Genomic DNA, 16108 nt, shown 5'->3' on the forward strand with positions numbered 1-16108 from the left:
GAAACTATCACGTCCGGTTCGGTGGGCGGGAGAGGCGTGTCCTCATCGAGGCACGACCCTCCCGACCCAATGCCGAGATGGGGTCTGCCTTCCTGTGCGCAGCGCTGGGCATCGAGCCGACCGTGCGCCATGCCGATTATCTCGGCTCATGGCTTGAGGTGCTGCGCGAGGACAACCGCGCGATCTTCCGCGCGGCCAGCGCGGCGAGCAAAGCCGCCGACTGGCTGCTCACCCGCCATGAAGAGGCCAAGGCCGATGGGCTGGCGAAAGCCGGTGGCCATCTGGCGCGCGAGGAAAGGAGGGCTGCGGCATGATCCTCCTTCCTGAAAGCATCCGCGTGGCCCTGCTCGTCAACCACGCCCGCCACATAGCCGCCCAGCGTGTCGATTTACCGAACCCTGATCTCGCGCCGGTCCTCAAACTCTTCAACCCCTGCGGCAGCGCGACATGGATCGCCACTGAGCTGGACGAGGATGGAGACACACTTTTCGGCATGGCCGACCTTGGGTTCGGCTGCCCCGAGCTGGGCTTTTTCAGCCTGTGGGAAATCGGGCGGGTGCGCCTGCCATTTGGCCTCACCATCGAGCGGGACGAGCATTTCCTGACCCGGCATCCGCTCTCGGTCTGGGCGCAGAAGGCGCGCGAACTCGGCTCGATTTCCCAAGCGGAAATGGCGCTGCTCACCATCGATCCCGAACCCTTGCCGCGTCTCCACTGACGCGGCGATCCCCTCTTTTCGCGGACTGCCGGTGGCATCCGCGAGAGGCGCGGGCGGCGCTTCCCGCTCAAACTGAAAACCGGCCCGCCGTTCCTGGAGGGTCATGCGGGCCGGTACTCGCTTGGAGTAAGTACCATGAAACTCGACTTTATCGATCTTGGCAAGCTCTCCGTCAGCAAGGCCAACATGCGCTATTCGAAGAAAGCGCCCGATGTCACCGATATCCTGCCGACCGTGCGCCAGCGCGGGGTGATCGTCCCCATTCTGGTGCGCCTCAACGGGACACCCGACACCTTCGAGATCATCGCCGGGGCGCGGCGCTTTCATGCCGCCACGCTGGTCGCGGCAGAACGCGGCGAGGTCGGGCAGGAGGTGGAACCCATGCCCTGCGCCATCCTTGAAGCGGGCGACGATGCCGACGCCATCGAGGCCTCGCTGATCGAGAACAGCGCGCGACTCGATCCCGACGAGGTGACCCGCTGGGAATGCTTCACCCGGCTGGTCAAGGAAGGGCGCAGTCCCGAACAGATCGGCCTGACCTTCGGCCTGCCCGATCTGGGCGTGAGGCGCATTCTTGCGCTGGGCAATCTGATGCCACGCATCCGCGACCTCTACCGCAAGGGCGAAATCAACGTTTCCACCGTGCGCCATCTCACCATGGCCAGCAAGAGCCAGCAGCGCGCATGGCTGGCGCTGCTCGATGATGACAGCGCCTATGTGCCCACCGGCCATCAGCTGAAGGGATGGCTGTTTGGCGGGGCATCGATCCCTGTCAAACATGCCCTCTTCGATACCGAGGGCATGACGAAAATCGTGACCGACCTGTTCGAGCAGGAGTCCTTTTTCTCGGACAGCGAGGCCTTCTGGGCCTTGCAGACCAAGGCCGTCGAGGAGCGCCGCGCCGCTTATCTCGACGAGGGCTGGAGCGATGTGGTTAGTCTGTCGCGCGGCGAGCAATTCTGCGATTGGGAGTTCGTGAAAGCCCCCAAGCGCAAGGGCGGGCGTGTCTATATCGAGATGCGACACAGCGGCGAGACGACCTTCCATGAAGGCTATGTCACCGCCAAGGAGGGGCGTCGCCTCGCCAAGGGCGAAGCCGCCGAGCCTGCGCAAAAGGCGGTGCGTCCCGAGATCACCGGCATGATGCAGACCTATATCGACCTGCATCGCCATGCCGCGCTGCGCGCCGCGCTGCTCGGTCATCCGGGGCTCAGCCTGCGGCTGATGGTCGCCCATGCCATCGCCGGTTCGCCGCTCTGGACCGTCAGGGTCGAACCGCAGACTACGCGCAATCACGCCATTCGCGGCAGTGTCGAATGCAGTTGGGGCGAGATCAAGTTCGACACGGTGCGGCGCGATGTGTTGGCGCTGATGGGGCTGAACGGCGAAGCGGCCACGCTTGCCGGAATTGGCTATGGCAGCGAAAGCCGCCTTGCGGCCGCTTTCTCGCGGCTGCTCGAACTCGATGATGCGCAGGTGATGCAGGTGCTCACCGTGGTCATGGGGGAAACGCTGGCCTCGGGTACAGGCATGGTCGAGCTGCTTGGCCAGCATATCGCGCTTGATATGGCGGTGGATTGGGAAGCCGACGACGCCTTCTTCGAGTTGCTGCGCGACCGCGAGGCGCTGCTCGCCATGGTCGAGGAGGTGGCCGGTCCGACCATCGCCAAGGCCAATGCGGACGAAAAGACCAAGGTGCTCAAGACCATCATCCGCGATCATCTCGCCGGGGCCGATGGCCGCGAGAAGCGCGAGGGCTGGGTGCCGCGCTGGATGAACTTCCCGCCTGCTGCCTATACCGAAAGGGGCGGGGTCGGCACCGTCGAGCGGGCCAGGCAGGCGGCGCAGGCGCTCGCGGGGGGCGATGATGACCCCGAAACCGAGGAAGAGGACGCTGGCACTGTGAACCCGTTGCCCAACGGACAGTCCGAGGCCGGGCAGCATGACGAGGATGGCGAAGAGGACACGCCGCTCGCTGCCTGACCGGGTCGGGGATGGCGCCGCACGGCCCATCCCCACCCTGCTTTCGCGCATTTTGAACGATCCGGGCCGCGCGCCACCAATGGTCCCGCGCGGCTCCTTCCCCCAGTCTTGAGGAGAACGATCATGGTTGAGCGTGTTTCAGCCTTCATCACCATCGGCGGCAGGCTGTCGCCAGACCACCTTCCCGAATTTCTCGACCTTATCGCGCAGGAAGACCTCTCGCTCGAATGGGATGGCGAGCCTTTCGAAATCTCGCAGCTTGTTGCAGGCAAGTCCCTCTGTCTCATGAATCATGAAGTCGCACTGGGCCAATTTTCCCGGCTTGAGGATTTCTGCTTCGCGCGGGGGCTGCCGTTTCGGCGCTGGTGCGACGGCTCTCGCAGCTGGATGCCGCAACGCGCGCTTTTCAATGGCGAGGGCGATATCTCCTACATCGCCACCGATGGCGCGGACCGCGTCCTGTTGGACCGGGAAACAATGAACAGCCTCGGCAGCTTCGATGGCATCGTGGTATGGTATGACGCAGCCGACTTCGTGATCCCGGCGTTTGAAATCATCGAATTGATTGGCGCAGACAAATCAATCCCCGGTCCGGAGAGGGAATTGCCTGCCATGTCTGTCGCCTGCTGTCTGGTCAAAGTTAGAGCATCAGTTGCCGATGACGCCCTTGAAATCGAGGATCGTTCGGTGCCGGGGCTTTATGCCATCGCTCTGGATCAGGCGGATATTGACCGCCGAGCAGACGATGACGAACCGATTATCGAAGCGGCGAAGGACATTTTTCACGATTGCATCGCCATCGGCAACCTCGACGATTTCGAGATCGACGTGGAGGTGGTGTCTTGTCTGGCATCAGTGCCGGAAGGCGCCCAGTGGCTGGCGAGGGATATGTCTCTGATGCGCGGCATAAGCCAATGATCCGGCCTGTCTTGCCTTTATGAAGGTCATGATTGAGCCTTTGAACACAGTCGCGCCGCCACTTCCCGAACGGAACTGGCGGCGCTTCTTCTTGGACATTATTTGACGGAACGGATCGGAAGGTCTAGGTATCGTTTCCCTCAGTAGATGAGGGAAGATTGATGGCTGATACTAATAACGATGACGTCGCAGGCCTGATCGAACTGGCCGGTGACATCACCATCGCCTGGCTCCAGAATCCCAATGTCAAACCCGAGGCGCAGGACGTGCATGCTTTCCTCAAGGACATGCATGCCGCCGTGACGGCCTTGAGCAACGGTCCAGAGCCGGAACCCGAAGCCGTCACCTATCAACCCAAGGTGCCTGCGCGTGGTTCGGTCAAACCCGATCACATCGTCAGCCTGATCGACGGCAAAAAATACAAGACGCTGAAGCGCCATCTGTCGCTGCATGGCCTGACGCCCGATCAATACCGCGAGCGTTATGGTCTCAAGCACGATTATCCCATGGTGTCTGCGGACTACGCTACACAGCGTCGCGAGATTGCGCAGAAGCTGGGTCTTGGCCGCAAATCCCCTGCCAAGACCGACGCCGTCCCGGCAACCGAAGTTTCGTCCAAGCCGAAGCGCGCTGCCGCCAAGTCAAAGGTCGAGGTGCCGGGTGCATCGGTCGCGGTGCCCGCTCCCGGGAAGAAAGTGGCTGCGCCTGCCAAGGCCAAGGCGCCTGCTGTCAAGGTCAAGACCGCCACTGCCCCCAAGGCTGATGCCGCTGCGGTGACGGAGGCTGCCGCTGCGCCTGCAAAGGGCAAGGCTGCTGCCAAGACCGTTTCCAAGCCGAAGGCAACCACTGCCAAAAAGGCTGAGGGCAAGGTTGCCAAAGCGCCGACCAGTAAGCCCGGCAAGGCCACCACGGTCAAAGCACCCGCGCCGGAAGCTGCGCCCGAGGCGACCGTCGAGAGCTGAGAAGCGTCTCCGCCCATAATCTGAAAAATCGGCGCCGCCCGGCCCCCCTGGGGACCGGGCGGCGTTTTTATGCCGCGTGCCTTCTGTCCTGTCGCACGATCACGCGTCCATGCTCTTCGCACAGACTGCATGATCCGCTTTCACGGTCGAAACCCCGCTCCACCGCCAGTTCGCCCAGCGCAGCATGCAGCGCGTCATCAATGGGAAGGTCCAGACGGCGGCCGATGCATGGTTCACAAATCGGGGCAGGGGACAGCCGTTCGACCAGCCGCCGGATCGACTCCAACATCACCTTCATCCCTTCTTCTCCTTCCTCAAATCAGGCCTCTCCCGTCTGGCAAAGATTCATGGAAACGGCGTGCTTTGCCAAGTGTGAGCCCCAGCGATCTCCACGGCTTTATAAGGCAGGCCATCGCCATCCGCGTGGGGGCAAAAGTGGTATGAGCATGTCAGCGCTTGAGCGAGGGGCGTGACACGCCACTCGCGGTTGGCCGCTTTCCTGTTGATAGCGATCTTGATCCACCCCGGTTCCTCTGACTAGGCAATCTCATGGGTAGCGATGGTCGGGAGCAATGGTTGAAGGGTTGGGGCACGGCCATCGACCGGCATGCGCAGGCGGTCGGCCTCGATGGGCTGATCCCGAGCGAGCGGCTGATCCATGCACTCTGGCTGATGTCCTGCAGCATGCGCTCAACCGGCGATCTGGTCGCGGCGCGCGAACGCGATCCCCGCTTCCTTGCCGATGGTCTGGCGGCGGCGCGCGCCCTTGACCTGCCCGAGGCTGTGGCGGCCTTTTCGCAGAGCGCGGGTTGGTTCGAGGCTCATTTCTTCGAAATATTCGCTGCTCTGTGCCACGAGTTGCGCAGCCTCTGACGCGCCGTTTCACGCGCGACCTGCCGGGTGGAAGCCGGCTGAACCGATCCTCCATGTTGGAACCGGCGTGCCGCTGTGAACACCGGGTCTGCCTGTTCATCTCCCATCCGCCATCGGGTTCGGTGCAACCTGCGCGGCGCGGTCGTCACCACGGCCTTGCTCTCACCGGCCATCGGGCAGGGCTCCGGCATGGGACGGCCACGGTCACGCGAAACCATCGCCGAAGACTTATTTCCCCGCCCTTTCAGGGCTCCTCGCGCGGCAAATAAGCCCCCGGCTCCGGTCCTCCGCTGCGCTGCGGCCTGACGGTTCGCGCGTCCGTTGCAGCCGTCCCCTTGCTCGCCCATCGCCCGGAAGCGGTTCGGGCGAACAAGCCAAGGAGAAGACCAATGCCCGCAATCGGTTATGTGCAGCGCCTCAAGGATGGCAGCTTCAAGGGAAGCATCCGTACCCTGTCGGTCAGCGCCGATATCACCATCGTCCCCAATCGTCGGAAGACCGGGGACCAGCCCGATTACCTCGTGCAGGCCGGGGGTGTCGAACTGGGCGCCGGTTGGATACGCACTGGCGAAGTGTCCGAGCGCGAATATGTCCGGCTCTCGATGTCTGCCCCGGAACTGGGACGCCGGACGCTCTATGCGAACCTCGGCAAAGCCGCCGGTCAGGAGGATGACGACGTCTTCGCCATCATCTGGAATCCCGGCGAATAAACCGGACGCCCCCCACGCGGCAGAAGCGCACGGGGGGCGCATCACTCGGTCAATCAGCCGTTGAGCTTGTCCTTCACCGCCTTGGCAGGGGTGAAGGCAAGCTTCTTGGCTGCGGCGATCTGGATCGTCGCGCCGGTGCTGGGATTGCGACCCTCACGCGCGGCGCTTTCCTTCACCTTGAACTTGCCGAAGCCGTTGAGCGAGATTTCCTCGCCCTTTGCTGCGGCCTCGGTGATCGCGGCAAAGACCGCATCGACCAGCTCACGGGCGGCGGTCTTGGTCAGGCCATGCGAGGCGGCAAGGCCCTCGGCCAGGTCGCTGTTGTTCATGTCTCAAACTCTCCATTAGGCTAGAAAAGCCCGCTATTCCTAGCTCTGGCGGTGTGCGGCGTCCATGCGGGCACACCCGTGGCGTGCCTCCTGTCGCCGGTTTTTCCACCACGAATGCTGGCGATGGCGGGGTGGTGAGAGGCTGTCTGCCCGGATCTTGCGATGATCCGGCGGCGCGGGGTCTGTGTCAAGACCGACGGGGCCCCACCCTTTTTCGGGGGCGGTCAGGCGTTATTTTCCTGCCCATACGACAGTGGCGCCCCCAAAAAACCGTGACCCCCATCGCCGCTGGCGCGGCCGCTTCGCGGGTCTTGACACAGACCCCGCGCCGCCGGGCCCGCCTCCCATCGTGCAACGAGCAGGAGACACACCATGGCTATTGAGCAGCACATCGAGGAACTGCGCGCGGAGCTTTCGGCATGCGGATCGCGCGTTGAACGCAGGAAAATCGAGCGCGAGTTGAAGGATGCAACCGCTCGGCTTGCGGTCCAGCTCAGGCCGGATTGAGCGCGAATTCAGCGCGAGAAAGCGGCCGTCGGGATCGTCCCGGAGGCCTTTTTTCATGGCAGCGACGGGGGCGCTGGGGAGGGCGGTCAGGGGCAGGGTGGAGGGCGAGGGGGCTTGAGGGGAGGGGGCCGGGGAAGGCAAGATAGAGGCAAGATCTCGTCGATCTTGCTATGGTGCTGTCTGCACATCCTTTTTTGAGGAAAAATCGCGAGATAGGCGCCTTCGCCGCGAGACAGGTAGCGGAAAAAGCCCAGAAGACAGGAGGTTTTGGCGCGATTGCGCGAGACCCCTTGAGGCTTTCGCGCCCTGTGGCATGCTTGGGGCCATGAGCGTCATTCCAGGTCCGGAAGGATAGCTCGTGGACGACGATTTCAAACCGCATCTCAGCCCGCCGCGCAGTCGGCCAGCCCCCAAACGATATCTCAGCCAGATCATCAAAGCGGCGCAGCGTTCAGCGCGCAAGCTCGGGCCACGCAGCCGTCGCTTCGACGGGAGCCGGATCGGGCGCGGCGCAGCGCGTGCCCGCGTGCTGGCTTCGGGGGACCGTCATGCCGCCTTCCGGTCGCGCCGCGTGATCGTCAAGACAAGGCTGACCCTGCTGGGCAACAAGGGGCTCGCCGCCGCGCGGGCGCATCTGCGTTACATCGAGCGCGATGGCGTCTCCCGTAGCGGCGAGCCCGGGCAGCTCTATGGCGCCGAGGTCGATCAGGCAGATCGCGACGCCTTCCTCGATCGCTGCGACGAGGACCGTCACCAGTTCCGCTTCATCGTCTCCCCGGAGGACGGCGACCAGTACGACGATCTCAAGTCCTTCACCCGCCGCCTCATGACACGAATGGAAGAGGATCTGGACACGAAGCTCGATTGGGTGGCGGTGGATCACTACAACACCGGCCATCCCCACACCCATATCGTGCTGCGCGGCAAGGATGATATGGGGCAGAATCTGGTGATTGCCCGCGAGTATATCTCGCATGGTTTGCGCGAACATGCGATGCGCATCGCGACCCTCGATCTCGGGCCGCGGACCGACCTCGAAATCGAGCAGCGTCTCATGCGCGATATGGAGGCTGAACGGCTGACAGCCATCGATCGCCAGTTGCTGCGCGACATGGATGGGGAAAGGACAGTCTCCTCCCATGCCGGGCGCGCGATGGACCAGACCTTGCGGACCGGACGGTTGCGCAAGCTGGAGAGCATGGGGCTGGCCGAGCCGGTGACTGGGGATCGCTGGCGCGTTGTTGACGATCTCGAGGGCACGCTTCGCCGAATGGGGGAACGCGGGGATATCATCCGCACGATGCAGCGCGATCTGGCGACGCGGAAGCTGGCGCGCTCTCCTGCCGATCAGGCCATCTACGATCCGGGAGCCGCCAATGCCCGACCCATCGTCGGGCGGGTCGTGATGCGGGGCCTCGCCGATGAGCTTGAGGATCGCCATTACCTCATCGTTGATGCGATCGATGGGCGCACCCATTATGCGCCGATCGGGCGAGGAGAGGCGACCGGTCCGTTGCCCACCGGCGCGATCGTGCGCATCGCTCCGCGCTCGGCAGGCATGCGGGACGTCGACCGCACCATCATGGATGTCGCGGCAGCCCATGGTGGGCGCTACAGCCTCGATATCCACCTGCGGCACGACCCGCAGGTCAGCGAGGCTTTCGCGCAGACTCATGTCCGGCGGCTGGAAGCCATGCGTCGCATAACACGCGGCATCGACCGCGAGGATGATGGGAGCTGGGTGATCGCGCCCGATCATCTCGACAAGGTTACGGCGTTCGAAGCCCGGCAACAGCGCGACCGGCCTGTCGATGTCGAGACCCTGTCCCCCCTGCCATTGGGCAAGTTGGCCGATCTGGATGCAGCGACGGTGCTGGATCGGGAACTGACCGCGTCTGCACCCATGCCTCTGCGCGATGCCGGATTTGGCAAGGACCTGCGCACGGCGCTCATCGCGCGGCGGCAATGGCTCATCGAGCAGGATCTGGCGCGAGAACATGCAGGGCAGACCACCTACCGGCAGGATATGCTGGAGGTCTTACGGCGCCGCGAATTGCTGCGTGTGGCGAGCGGTCTGTCCAAGGTTCTGGAGCGTCCCTTTGTCGAGATGAAGCCGGGCGAACGGATCGAAGGGCGATTGCTGCGCAGCATCGAACTGGCGAGCGGCAAGCACGCCCTCGTCGAGCGGTCGCGTGATTTCACGCTGGTGCCTTGGCGCGAGGTTCTTGAACGCCGTATCGGCCAGACGGTGTCCGGCATCATGCGGGAGGGGCCCATAAGCTGGAATTTTGGTCCTGAACGAGGCGGTCCAAATATCTCATGACAAGACGTGGCCGATCGCAACAAAGCCTGGCGAATCGGGACTTCGTGGCGAACGCTCGAAGGCGATCGTGTGTGGCATATTCCGGCATCGGGTCGTGAGAGACAGCAAAAAGTAGGTTCGGGACCACGAAGAGACCCTAACGCTCATCCGGCGGGTCATGCGACTCTTGGGAGGCAGGAAATAAGCCTCCCTCTCGGAGACCTCCCATGACCCCGACAAAGCTGTTGCTCGGCCAGATTCTGGTCGTGTTTTCGATCGTGCTCGCCGGTATCTGGTTCGCCACACAGTGGGCGGCCTGGCATCTGGCCTATCAGCCGGAACTGGGCAGCCCCTGGTTCAGCATCGGCGCGATCCACCTCTATCGGCCATGGGCGATCTTCGTCTGGTGGTATCACTTCGACGCCTACGCCCCCCACATCTTCACCCAGTCCGGGGTGATCGCGGGGGCCAGCGGCTTCATGGGCTGCGGCGCGGCGATCTTCGGATCGCTGTGGCGGGCGCGGCAGTCGAAGAACGTCACCACCTACGGTTCGGCGCGCTGGGCAGAGCCGTGTGAGGTCGAGCGGGCAGGGCTCCACAGGGACGCAGGCATCTTCCTTGGCGCGCTGGGCGGCCGCTATCTGCGTCACGACGGGCCCGAGCATATCATGGCCTTTGCGCCAACCCGTTCGGGCAAGGGCGTCGGCCTCGTGGTGCCGACCCTGCTTTCCTGGACTGGCTCTACGGTCATTCACGACATCAAGGGCGAGAACTGGGAGCTCACCGCCGGTTGGCGCGCGCTCTTCAGCCACACGCTGCTTTTCAACCCGACCGATGTCCGCTCCGCCCATTACAATCCCCTGCTGGAGGTCCGCCGCGGCGAGAATGAGGTTCGCGATGTCCAGAACATCGCCGACATCCTCGTCGATCCCGAGGGCGCGCTCGAACGCCGTAGCCATTGGGAAAAGACCAGCCACTCCCTGCTGGTGGGCGCGATCCTCCATGTGCTCTATGCCGAAGAGGACAAGACGCTGGCGCGCGTCGCGACCTTCCTGTCCGACCCGCAGCGCCCCTTCACCGCCACGCTCAAGGCGATGATGAGCACCAATCACCTCGGCACGCCCAGGAAGCCAAGGGTTCATCCGGTTGTGGCCTCCGCTGCGCGTGAAGTCCTCAACAAGAGCGAGAACGAGCGGTCGGGCGTGCTCTCCACCGCCATGTCCTTCCTCGGGCTTTACCGCGACCCCACCGTGGCCGAGGTCACCTCGCGCTGCGACTGGCGCATCGCGGATCTGGTCGAAGCTGAGCGCCCCTGCTCGCTCTACCTCGTCATCCCGCCTTCGGACATCAGCCGCACCAAGCCGCTGGTGCGCCTCATCCTCAACCAGATCGGTCGGCGCCTCACCGAAAAGCTCGAAGGGCAGGGGAGCAAGTCGGGTCGGCACCAGCTGCTTATGATGCTCGACGAGTTTCCCGCGCTCGGTCGCCTGGATTTCTTCGAGACCAGTCTCGCCTTCATGGCCGGCTACGGCGTGCGTGCGGTGTTGATCGCCCAGAGCCTCAACCAGATCGACAAGGCTTACGGCGAATTCAATTCGATCCTCGACAACTGCCATGTCCGCGTCGCCTTCGCCACCAATGACGAGCGCACCGCCCGGCGCATCTCCGACGCGCTGGGGCAGGCCACCGAGCAGCGCGCGATGCGCAACTATGCCGGGCACCGCCTCGCCCCCTGGCTGGCCCATGTCATGGTCAGCCGTCAGGAGACAGCCCGGCCGCTGCTGACCCAGGGCGAGGTGATGCAGCTGCCCGCCACCGATGAGCTGGTCATGATCGCCGGGCTTGAACCGATCCGCGCCAAGAAGCTGCGCTATTACGCCGATCAGAACTTCCTGACCCGGCTGCTGCCGGTGCCCGATCTCAGTGTGAAGGCCAAGGGGCTTCGCCGCTATCCCGACGCGCCGCCCGCCCGCACCAATCCGTGGGGATCCATCGCCCGCCGTCCCGATGCCCGGCTGGCCGCGAGCCTCGCGGCAACGAAGGAAGAGCGCGACGGCGGTCTTGAGCAGCAGCGCCACCCGGCGATCGAAGAGCCCGAGCGCAAGCCCGAGCCGCCCCGCCAGCTCGATCTGCTCGGTCTCGATCGCGACGACGCCGATCCGGTTAGCGACAAGCGCGCCATGGATCAGGCCGGCCAGCAGACCGCCGTCACCCGCGCCCGGGCGATGAACGAGGGCGAAGGCCACACCCCTGGCGCGGGCCGTGATGCCCTGCCCAGCTTCTGACGGAGACCCGGCGATGACCACCCAGAGCAAATCCAGGCCTGTGCGCTACCAGCTGTTCCTTCCCCAGGATTTGAGCCAGCGTCTTGAGACGCTGGCCGCCCGGCCGGGCGCCTCGAAATCCGGCATTCTCACCGATGCACTCACCGCCTGGCTCAACCGGCAAGGTGCCAGCGATCTGGAACAGCGCTTCGCCCACCGGCTCGACCGCATGTCCCTGGCGCTGGGGAGGGTTGAACGCGACGGCCATGTGCTTCTTGAAAGCCTTGCTCTTTTCATCCGCTACGAGCTGATGGTGCAGGCCCCGCTGGCCGATACCGACGACGCGGCGCGTGCTGTCGGTCGCGATCGCTTCAATGCCTTTGTCGCCCGTGTTGGCGAAGCCATGGCGGCAGGGCAGCGCAGCTTTCCCGTGCCCCAGGCGCTGGAGCGCCGGTCGTGAGTGCTGCGCCCCTGGCTCTGTCGGCCGAGCGCAGCCGATCCATGCTGCGCACCGCGATGGGCCCCGTCATCGGCGCGGCTCTGGCCGATCCTGCGGTTGTCGAGATCATGGTCAATCCCGATGGCCGCCTGTGGGTCGATCGGCTGGGTGAGGGACGCAGCGACACCGGTTCGCTTTACGAGCCTGCCCAGATCGAGCGGATCATCCGGCTGGTTGCCAGCCACGCCCGCGCGGAAACCCATGCCGGCGCGCCGATCATTTCGGCCGAGCTGCCGCCGCATGGCGAGGGGGCAGGCGAACGCTTCGAGGGCGTGCTACCGCCCGTCAGTCTCGCGCCCTGCTTCTCGATCCGCAAGCCTGCCGCCCGGATCTACCTCCTCCACGACTATGTGCGCGACGGGCTGATGGGAGCCGAAATCGCGCTCCACCTGGCGAAGGCGGTGGCCGAGCGCCGCAACATCCTGATCGTTGGCGGCACCAGCTCGGGCAAGACGACGCTGGCCAATGCGCTGCTCGCCGAGATGGCGCATCTGGGCGACCGGGTGATCCTGATCGAGGACACCCGTGAGCTGCAATGCGCCGCGCCCGATGTCGTCGCGCTGCGCACCCGCCCCGCGCTCGCCGTCGGCACGAGCGGCGTCACCATGGCCGATCTGCTGCGCTCCACCCTGCGCCTGCGGCCTGACCGCATCGTTGTGGGCGAGGTGCGCGGCGCCGAAGCGCTCGACATGCTCAAGGCCTGGAACACCGGCCATCCCGGCGGGATCGCCACGGTCCACGCCAACAACGCGATCGCCGGCCTCTACCGGCTCGAAAGCCTGGTGCAGGAGAGCGTGATCACTGTGCCCCGGCGCCTGATCGCCGAGGCCATCGATCTGATCGTCTTTATCGCCGGGCGCGGTCGCGCGCGCCGCGTGGAGGCGATCGCCGAAGTCCGGGGGCTCGATCCCCAGGGCAACTACGAGGTCGCGGACCTCACCCCAGCATCCCCCACACCATCTTCAGGAGACTTGTGATGACGATCCCTTCGCATGCCCCGCGTATCTCTGCGCAGCGTCAGATCCTGCTGCCCGGCATGGCTCTGGCCCTGTCGTTGGCCTTTGCCGCCAATGCCTTCGCCTCCGGCACCGGCATGCCGTGGGAAACGCCGCTCAACAACATTCTGGAGTCAGTCCAGGGCCCGGTCGCCAAGATCATCGCGGTGATCATCATCATCACCACCGGCCTGACCCTGGCCTTCGGTGAAACCTCGGGCGGCTTCCGGCGGCTGATCCAGATCGTCTTCGGGCTCTCGATCGCCTTTGCCGCCTCCAGCTTCTTCCTCACCTTCTTCAGCTTCGGTGGTGGAGCCCTGGTCGCATGAGCGGGCTCGGCAGCCCGGCGCAGGGCTCCATCGAGGGCTTCGAGGTGCCGCTGCACCGGTCGCTGACCGAGCCGATCCTGCTGGGCGGCGCGCCGCGCGCGATTGCCATCGTCAATGGCACGCTGGCCGCCGCCCTCGGTCTTGGCCTCCAGCAATGGATCGCCGGCCTCGCGGCCTGGGCGCTGGGCCACACGCTGGCCGTCTTCGCAGCCCGCCGTGACCCCGATTTCGCGACGGTGCTGGTGCGGCACCTGCGCCAGAAAGGATATCTGACATGCTGAACCTGCGGGAATATCGCAACCGGGCCGACCGGCTTGCCGATCATCTGCCATGGGCCGCTCTGGTGGCGCCGGGCGTCGTGCTCAACAAGGATGGCAGCTTCCTGCGGGTGCTGCGCTTTCGCGGACCGGATCTCGACTCCGCCACGCAGGCCGAGCTGGTCGCGGTCTGCGCCCGGGCCAACAACGTCCTGCGGCGTTTCGGGTCGGGCTGGGCGCTTCATATCGAGGCGCAGCGCCGGGAAGCGGCGGCATACCCCGCGAGCAGTTTTCCCGATCCGGCCAGCTGGCTGGTCGATCAGGAGCGGCGGGCCGATTTCGAGGCGGCGGGCACGCACTTCGAGAGCCTGTATTTCCTGAGCCTCACGTTCCTGCCGCCGCCCGATCAGGCCGATGCCGCCGGGCGCGCGCTGGTCGAGCGCAGCAAGGATGTGACGGGGCGCGACTGGCGGCAGGCGCTCGATCGCTTCATTGGGGAGACGGATCGGGCGCTGGATCTGTTCGCAGGCTTCATGCCCGAGATTGCCCCGCTCGACGACGGCGAGACGCTGACCTTCCTGCATGCTGCCATCTCGGCGCGCCCGCATGAGGTCGCCGTGCCCGAGACGCCCATGTATCTCGACGGACTGCTGGCCGACACGCCGCTCACCGGCGGGCTCGAACCGCGCCTGGGCGACCTGCATCTGCGCACGCTCTCCATCCTGGGCTTTCCGGGACTGTCCCGGCCCGGCTTCCTTGATGCTCTCAACCGTCAGGACTTCGCCTATCGCTGGGTGACCCGCTTTATCTCGCTCGACAAGACCGATGCCACCCGCGAACTGACCCGGCTGCGGCGGCAGTGGTTCAACAAGCGCAAGTCGATCACCGCTCTGCTGCGCGAGGTGATGTACAATCAGCCCGTCCAGCTCATGGACAGCGATGCCGACAACAAGATGGTCGACGCCGATCTGGCGCTGCAGGCGCTGGGCGGGGATCACGTCGCCTTCGGCTACCTCACCACCACCATCACGGTGGCGGATGCGGACAAGACCCGCGTCGAGGACAAGCTGCGCGCCGTCGAGCGGATCGTCAACGGTCTGGGCTTCACCGCGATCCGCGAAGGCATCAATGCCGTGGAGGCCTGGCTTTCCAGCCTGCCGGGACAGGTCTACGCCAATGTGCGTCAGCCGCTGGTCCATACACTCAACCTGGCCCATTTGATGCCGTTGTCCTCGGTCTGGGCCGGTCCGGCGCGCAACACCCATCTGCATGGACCTCCGCTGCTCCACGCCCGCACCAGCGGATCGACGCCCTTCCGCCTTTCGACGCATGTCGGCGATGTCGGCCACATGATGATCGCCGGGCCGACCGGGGCAGGGAAGTCAGTGCTGCTGGCGATGCTGGTGCTCCAGTTCCGTCGCTACATAGGCAGCCAGATCTACATCTTCGACAAAGGCCTGTCGGCGCGGGCGGCCGTGCTGGCGATGGGCGGCATCCACCACGCCCTCGGTCTGGGCGGAGCCGGCGAGGGGGCAAGCATCGCCTTCCAGCCGCTGCGCCATATCGACCGGCTCGACGAACGGGCCTGGGCCGGCGAGTGGATCGGTGCCCTGATGGCGCAGGAAACCATCCAGCTCACCCCTGACGTCAAGGACATGATCTGGTCGGCGCTGACGAGTCTGGCCAGCGCGCCGGAGGCCGAGCGCACGCTCACCGGTCTGTCGCTGCTGCTGCAATCCTCCAGGCTCCGCTCAGCCCTGGCGCCCTACACGCTGGAGGGGCCCTTCGGGGCAATGCTCGATGCCGCAAGCGATGACTTTCATGCGGCAGATGTCCAGTGCTTCGAGACCGAGGCGCTGATGGGGCAGGCCGGGGCGGTCGCCCCGGTGCTAACCTATCTCTTCCATCGCCTCGGCGAACGCTTCAACGGACGGCCCACGCTGCTGGTGCTCGACGAGGCATGGGTCTTTCTCGATCATCCGCTCTTTGCCGCCCGCATCCGCGAATGGCTCAAGGTGCTGCGCAAGAAGAATGTCTCGGTGGTCTTTGCCACCCAGAGTCTGGCCGACATCGCCGACAGCGCCATTGCCCCCGCCATCATTGAAAGCTGCCCCCAGCGCATTCTGCTGCCCAATGATCGCGCTGTCGAACCGCAGAGCCGCGGCAGCTACGAAAGCTTTGGCCTCAGCGATCGACAGATCGAAGTGATCGCGCGGGCTACCCCCAAGCGGCACTATTATCTCCAATCCTCGCGCGGCAACCGCCTTTTCGAGCTGGGGCTGGGGCCGATCGCGCTGGCGCTGGCCGCAGCATCTGACCCCGACAGCCAGCGGTTGATCGATGAGCTGCTGGCGCAGGGGGCGGCATCATCCTTCCTCGCCCGCTTCCTTGTCGAGCGCGACCTCAACTGGGCCGTGCCGCTCATCGCCGAGTTTTCCGACCTTCCCACGCCTTGAACCCGC

Annotated in this window: 16 protein-coding genes and 1 pseudogene; 15 read left to right on the top strand and 2 right to left on the bottom strand. The window is 65.0% G+C overall.

Annotated elements, in window-relative coordinates; translation table 11 throughout:
* Positions 1 to 71 precede the first annotated feature (71 nt).
* From HGK27_RS25480 to HGK27_RS25500, 5 genes and pseudogenes are all read left to right on the top strand, one after another.
* A pseudogene (locus tag HGK27_RS25480) lies at positions 72 to 314 on the top strand (zincin-like metallopeptidase domain-containing protein); the annotation flags it as partial.
* Entirely contained in the window at positions 311 to 718 is a 408-nt protein-coding gene (locus HGK27_RS25485; RefSeq protein ID WP_206243632.1) for a DUF2958 domain-containing protein, read from the top strand. The pseudogene HGK27_RS25480 and the gene HGK27_RS25485, both read left to right, overlap by 4 nt.
* Positions 719 to 853: 135 nt before the next feature.
* Positions 854 to 2701 (top strand): ParB/RepB/Spo0J family partition protein, encoded by a 1848-nt coding sequence (locus HGK27_RS25490; protein WP_206243633.1) that lies wholly within the window; start codon positions 854 to 856, stop codon positions 2699 to 2701.
* A 123-nt stretch (positions 2702 to 2824) separates the two neighbouring features.
* A complete protein-coding gene (locus HGK27_RS25495; protein ID WP_206243634.1) occupies positions 2825 to 3619 on the top strand; it encodes a hypothetical protein in 795 nt (264 codons plus the stop codon).
* A 161-nt stretch (positions 3620 to 3780) separates the two neighbouring features.
* Positions 3781 to 4581 carry a MucR family transcriptional regulator gene (locus HGK27_RS25500; RefSeq protein ID WP_206243635.1) on the top strand — a complete coding sequence of 267 codons (801 nt, stop codon included), beginning with the start codon at positions 3781 to 3783 and terminating at the stop codon, positions 4579 to 4581.
* A gap of 67 nt (positions 4582 to 4648) precedes the next feature.
* Here the strand turns inward: HGK27_RS25500 and HGK27_RS25505 are convergent, their stop codons facing one another.
* Positions 4649 to 4879: a hypothetical protein gene (locus tag HGK27_RS25505; protein WP_206243636.1), complete on the bottom strand. Its 231-nt coding sequence runs from the start codon at positions 4877 to 4879 to the stop codon at positions 4649 to 4651.
* Between the two features lie 251 nt (positions 4880 to 5130).
* On the opposite strand from HGK27_RS25505, the gene HGK27_RS25510 reads away from it, so the two are divergent.
* Together HGK27_RS25510 and HGK27_RS25515 are read left to right on the top strand one after the other, a co-directional pair.
* Positions 5131 to 5454, top strand: a complete 324-nt coding sequence (locus HGK27_RS25510; protein WP_206243637.1) for a hypothetical protein — start codon at positions 5131 to 5133, stop codon at positions 5452 to 5454.
* Between the two features lie 389 nt (positions 5455 to 5843).
* On the top strand, positions 5844 to 6164 hold the full coding sequence (locus HGK27_RS25515; RefSeq protein ID WP_206243638.1) for a DUF736 domain-containing protein: 321 nt from the start codon (positions 5844 to 5846) through the stop codon (positions 6162 to 6164).
* A 53-nt stretch (positions 6165 to 6217) separates the two neighbouring features.
* Here the strand turns inward: HGK27_RS25515 and HGK27_RS25520 are convergent, their stop codons facing one another.
* Positions 6218 to 6493: an HU family DNA-binding protein gene (locus tag HGK27_RS25520; RefSeq protein WP_206243639.1), complete on the bottom strand. Its 276-nt coding sequence runs from the start codon at positions 6491 to 6493 to the stop codon at positions 6218 to 6220.
* Between the two features lie 372 nt (positions 6494 to 6865).
* Here HGK27_RS25520 and HGK27_RS31325 point away from each other — a divergent pair, with 372 nt between their 5' ends.
* The 8 genes from HGK27_RS31325 to trbE all read left to right on the top strand — a co-directional run bounded on the left by HGK27_RS31325 (position 6866) and on the right by trbE (position 16102).
* The gene (locus HGK27_RS31325; RefSeq protein WP_274617183.1) at positions 6866 to 7000 is read left to right on the top strand and encodes a hypothetical protein; all 135 of its coding nucleotides are present in this window, start codon (positions 6866 to 6868) and stop codon (positions 6998 to 7000) included.
* Between the two features lie 358 nt (positions 7001 to 7358).
* A complete protein-coding gene (gene rlxS, locus HGK27_RS25525) occupies positions 7359 to 9323 on the top strand; it encodes a relaxase/mobilization nuclease RlxS (protein ID WP_206243640.1) in 1965 nt (654 codons plus the stop codon).
* A 206-nt stretch (positions 9324 to 9529) separates the two neighbouring features.
* A complete protein-coding gene (locus HGK27_RS25530; protein ID WP_206243641.1) occupies positions 9530 to 11587 on the top strand; it encodes a conjugal transfer protein TraG in 2058 nt (685 codons plus the stop codon).
* 13 nt (positions 11588 to 11600) lie between these two features.
* On the top strand, positions 11601 to 12026 hold the full coding sequence (locus HGK27_RS25535) for a CopG family transcriptional regulator (protein ID WP_206243642.1): 426 nt from the start codon (positions 11601 to 11603) through the stop codon (positions 12024 to 12026).
* Positions 12027 to 12067: 41 nt separating this feature from the next.
* A complete protein-coding gene (trbB, locus tag HGK27_RS25540) occupies positions 12068 to 13042 on the top strand; it encodes a P-type conjugative transfer ATPase TrbB (protein WP_206245548.1) in 975 nt (324 codons plus the stop codon).
* Positions 13042 to 13389: a TrbC/VirB2 family protein gene (locus HGK27_RS25545; RefSeq protein WP_206243643.1), complete on the top strand. Its 348-nt coding sequence runs from the start codon at positions 13042 to 13044 to the stop codon at positions 13387 to 13389. The genes trbB and HGK27_RS25545 overlap by 1 nt, the downstream gene beginning before the upstream one ends.
* Positions 13386 to 13670 carry a VirB3 family type IV secretion system protein gene (locus tag HGK27_RS25550; RefSeq protein ID WP_206243644.1) on the top strand — a complete coding sequence of 95 codons (285 nt, stop codon included), beginning with the start codon at positions 13386 to 13388 and terminating at the stop codon, positions 13668 to 13670. Before HGK27_RS25545 ends, HGK27_RS25550 begins: the two co-directional genes overlap by 4 nt.
* A complete protein-coding gene (gene trbE, locus HGK27_RS25555) occupies positions 13664 to 16102 on the top strand; it encodes a conjugal transfer protein TrbE (RefSeq protein WP_206243645.1) in 2439 nt (812 codons plus the stop codon). Before HGK27_RS25550 ends, trbE begins: the two co-directional genes overlap by 7 nt.
* Positions 16103 to 16108: the final 6 nt, after the last annotated feature.

Source organism: Novosphingobium terrae (assembly GCF_017163935.1).
Taxonomy (GTDB): domain Bacteria; phylum Pseudomonadota; class Alphaproteobacteria; order Sphingomonadales; family Sphingomonadaceae; genus Novosphingobium; species Novosphingobium terrae.

Bases quoted from the DNA above. Each gene is read 5' to 3' on its own strand.
- HGK27_RS25485 (WP_206243632.1), top strand. From the start codon at position 311: ATGATCCTCCTTCCTGAAAGCATCCGCGTGGCCCTGCTCGTCAACCAC.
- HGK27_RS25490 (WP_206243633.1), top strand. From the start codon at position 854: ATGAAACTCGACTTTATCGATCTTGGCAAGCTCTCCGTCAGCAAGGCC.
- HGK27_RS25495 (WP_206243634.1), top strand. From the start codon at position 2,825: ATGGTTGAGCGTGTTTCAGCCTTCATCACCATCGGCGGCAGGCTGTCG.
- HGK27_RS25500 (WP_206243635.1), top strand. From the start codon at position 3,781: ATGGCTGATACTAATAACGATGACGTCGCAGGCCTGATCGAACTGGCC.
- HGK27_RS25505 (WP_206243636.1), bottom strand. From the start codon at position 4,879: ATGAAGGTGATGTTGGAGTCGATCCGGCGGCTGGTCGAACGGCTGTCC.
- HGK27_RS25510 (WP_206243637.1), top strand. From the start codon at position 5,131: ATGGGTAGCGATGGTCGGGAGCAATGGTTGAAGGGTTGGGGCACGGCC.
- HGK27_RS25515 (WP_206243638.1), top strand. From the start codon at position 5,844: ATGCCCGCAATCGGTTATGTGCAGCGCCTCAAGGATGGCAGCTTCAAG.
- HGK27_RS25520 (WP_206243639.1), bottom strand. From the start codon at position 6,493: ATGAACAACAGCGACCTGGCCGAGGGCCTTGCCGCCTCGCATGGCCTG.
- HGK27_RS31325 (WP_274617183.1), top strand. From the start codon at position 6,866: ATGGCTATTGAGCAGCACATCGAGGAACTGCGCGCGGAGCTTTCGGCA.
- HGK27_RS25530 (WP_206243641.1), top strand. From the start codon at position 9,530: ATGACCCCGACAAAGCTGTTGCTCGGCCAGATTCTGGTCGTGTTTTCG.
- HGK27_RS25535 (WP_206243642.1), top strand. From the start codon at position 11,601: ATGACCACCCAGAGCAAATCCAGGCCTGTGCGCTACCAGCTGTTCCTT.
- trbB (WP_206245548.1), top strand. From the start codon at position 12,068: ATGCTGCGCACCGCGATGGGCCCCGTCATCGGCGCGGCTCTGGCCGAT.
- HGK27_RS25545 (WP_206243643.1), top strand. From the start codon at position 13,042: ATGACGATCCCTTCGCATGCCCCGCGTATCTCTGCGCAGCGTCAGATC.
- HGK27_RS25550 (WP_206243644.1), top strand. From the start codon at position 13,386: ATGAGCGGGCTCGGCAGCCCGGCGCAGGGCTCCATCGAGGGCTTCGAG.
- trbE (WP_206243645.1), top strand. From the start codon at position 13,664: ATGCTGAACCTGCGGGAATATCGCAACCGGGCCGACCGGCTTGCCGAT.